A 2,629-nucleotide genomic window follows, 5' to 3' on the forward strand; every position below is an offset into this window, starting at 1 on the left:
CGTAAGCGGTCAAAATCCCCCACATTCTCATGATTTCGCGATTTGGTAGGTGTTGAGCCTTGCATTTGCGAGGTGGTGATGAGTGGTGATTTCGAAACCAGTTTCGAAACTGAAAGGGGTGGGAGGGCAGGCAAGGTCGAGCGTCTTGACGTCATTCCCTTGTCGAATGGCAACCGTGGATGGACGCCTGCGGCGAAGGCGCGGATCATCGAGGAGAGTTTCAAGCAGGGCGCGAATGTGGCCGAGGTAGCCCGGCGTCACGGCATGCTCCCGCAACAGCTTTATAACTGGCGAGGGCGTTTCCGGGAACGGGCCGAGGGGATGGGCTTTGTTCCCGCGGTGATTGAAAGCCCGCCGGCACCTCCCGTACCGTCGCCATCTTCTGGGCCACCGGCGCCTGCAGTGTCATCGTTGCCCGCGAGTTCGAGGAGTGGCGGTGAGATTATTATCGAGACCCGCGGGCTGTCGATCCGCATCCCGTCCGACGTGGATGCCGACCATATCGAGCGGGTGCTCCTGGCCGCGCAGGTGAACACATGATCATTCCGCCCGGACCGTTGAAGGTGCTTGTCGCGACGCAGCCTGTGGACTTCAGGAAGGGTATGGCGGGCCTCGCCTCACTGGTGCAGCAGGAACTGCGGCTCGACCCATTCTCAGGCATGCTTTTTGTCTTCCGGGCACGCCGGGCGGACAGAATAAAACTCCTCCTGTGGGACGGCACCGGGCTCGTACTGGTGACGAAGCGGCTGCAGGATGGGAAGTTCCGCTGGCCCCGCCCGGGAGACGGAGTGATGAAGCTGTCGGCGGCCCAGGCTTCCGCGCTGTTCGAGGGGCTGGACTGGTCGCGCATGCACGTGCCGCGGGTGCCAAAGCCACTTCATGCGCAGTAGATCGCACGCCTGATTCTACCTGACGCAAGGCTGTTCCCAGACGTGGGGAACTGGCTAGAATGCGGGCGTGGTGGCGCATCCCGAACCCCCTGTCGAGACCGGCCCGGAGGCTGGATATGACGAGCTTCCCGACAATGTGGAGCAGCTCAAGGCGATGGTGCTGGCCGAGCGCGCTCGCGCGGCACGGCTCGAACATATCCTCAAGCTGATCAACCGCTCGACCTTCGGCAAGCGTTCGGAAAAGCTGCCGGTCGATCAACTGGCCTTGACGCTGGAAGACCAGAACGTCGCGCTTGGTGAAGCCGATGGCTTGCAGGACAAGGCGGCCGAGGAGGCCGGACGTTACGGCCTCAGGCCGCGTCGCCGGCGGGCTCCAGATGCCGAGCGCGCATCGCTGCCGGCCCATCTGCCGCGCTTCGAGACGGTGATCGAGCCCAAAAACCTGGAATGCGCCTGTGGCGGGACGCTGCACAAGATTGGCGAGGACCGTTCCGAACGGCTCGACATCATCCCGGCCCAGCATCGCGTGATGGTGACGATCCGCCCCCGCTATGCCTGCCGCTGCTGCAGCGACGGCGTTCGCCAAGCGTCGGCCCCGGCGCATGTAGTGCCGGGCGGCTTGCCGACCGAAGCGCTGATCGCCGATGTTCTGATCAACAAATATTGCGATCACCTGCCGCTCTATCGGCAATCGAAGATCTTCGCCCGGCAAGGCATCGAGATCAGCCGCGCCACTATGGCGAACTGGGTTGGTCGTGGCATCGCTGCGCTGATGCCCATCACCGACAGGATGCGCGCCGATGCGCTTGCCCGTGCCCGTCTGTTCGTCGACGAAACCACGGTCAAGGTGCTGGCGCCGGGAACGGGCAAGACGAAAACCGGCTATATGTGGGTCATAGTGTGCGACGATCGCGCTCATGGCGGCGTCGATCCGCCTCTGGCGCTATACACATATATGCCAGGACGCGGAAAGATGTGGGCCAAGCAGTTGCTTGGGTCATACCAAGGCATCCTGCAGGTCGATGCCTGGCAGGCCTATGACCAGTTCGGCAAGGACGATGGCGCCGACACCGGCGTCACCAAGTCCTACTGCTGGGCTCATCTGCGGCGCGGGTTCGTCGATGCAGGCAGCGATGCTCCGGTCGCGCAGGACGCCTTGCAGCGCATTGCCGAAATCTATGGCATCGAAAAGGAAATCCGTGGGCGCACGGCCGAAGAACGCCTCGCTGTCAGGCAGGAGCGGACCCGTCCGCTGGTCGACAAGCTCCATGCCTGGTTCGCCGCCACCGCACCGCGCATGATGGCCGGATCGGCAACGAGCGATGCGATGAAATATGCGCTCAAGCGCTGGGCGGGCTTCACCCGGTTCCTCGACGACGGCAGGATCGAGATCGATAATAACACCGCCGAACGGGCTATCAGGCCGGTGACTCTCCAAAGAAAAAATGCACTCTTCACCGGCCACCAGCTCGGTGCAGAAAACTGGGCGGCGATCTCCTCGCTGGTCGAAACCTGCAAGATGCTGGACATCAACCCCTACGCCTATCTCTGCGATGTCCTTACCCGGATCATCACCCGCGCGGATACCGATCCGATCGACGATCTGTTGCCCTATTGCTGGACCGATGCCAACGCCGCGCAAACCTCGTTCGAACTGAGCAGCATCGCAAGCGCCGCCTGATCGTCCAAATTACAGCCCCGTTCTCAAGGCCACGTGGGGGATTTTTACCGCTTACGAT

At 62.4% G+C, this 2,629-nt stretch carries 3 protein-coding genes; all 3 read left to right on the forward strand.

All coding sequences use genetic code 11. The annotated features are described in order from the left end of the window. The first annotated feature begins 78 nt into the window (after positions 1-78). Positions 79-540 (forward strand): IS66-like element accessory protein TnpA, encoded by a 462-nt coding sequence (gene tnpA, locus AC0KVN_RS27445; RefSeq protein ID WP_122129165.1) that lies wholly within the window; start codon positions 79-81, stop codon positions 538-540. Then, positions 537-890: an IS66 family insertion sequence element accessory protein TnpB gene (gene tnpB / locus AC0KVN_RS27450; RefSeq protein ID WP_037523654.1), complete on the forward strand. Its 354-nt coding sequence runs from the start codon at positions 537-539 to the stop codon at positions 888-890. Before tnpA ends, tnpB begins: the two co-directional genes overlap by 4 nt. Positions 891-1,044: 154 nt before the next feature. Then, positions 1,045-2,571, forward strand: coding sequence for an IS66 family transposase (gene tnpC / locus AC0KVN_RS27455; protein ID WP_099232373.1), 1,527 nt, complete (start codon positions 1,045-1,047; stop codon positions 2,569-2,571). Positions 2,572-2,629 lie beyond the last annotated feature (58 nt).

It is taken from the genome of Sphingobium sp. SG1 (assembly GCF_057063145.1).

Coding starts and splice junctions, on each gene's coding strand:
- tnpB (WP_037523654.1), top strand. CDS start 537: ATGATCATTCCGCCCGGACCGTTGAAGGTGCTTGTCGCGACGCAGCCT.
- tnpA (WP_122129165.1), top strand. CDS start 79: ATGAGTGGTGATTTCGAAACCAGTTTCGAAACTGAAAGGGGTGGGAGG.
- tnpC (WP_099232373.1), top strand. CDS start 1,045: ATGGTGCTGGCCGAGCGCGCTCGCGCGGCACGGCTCGAACATATCCTC.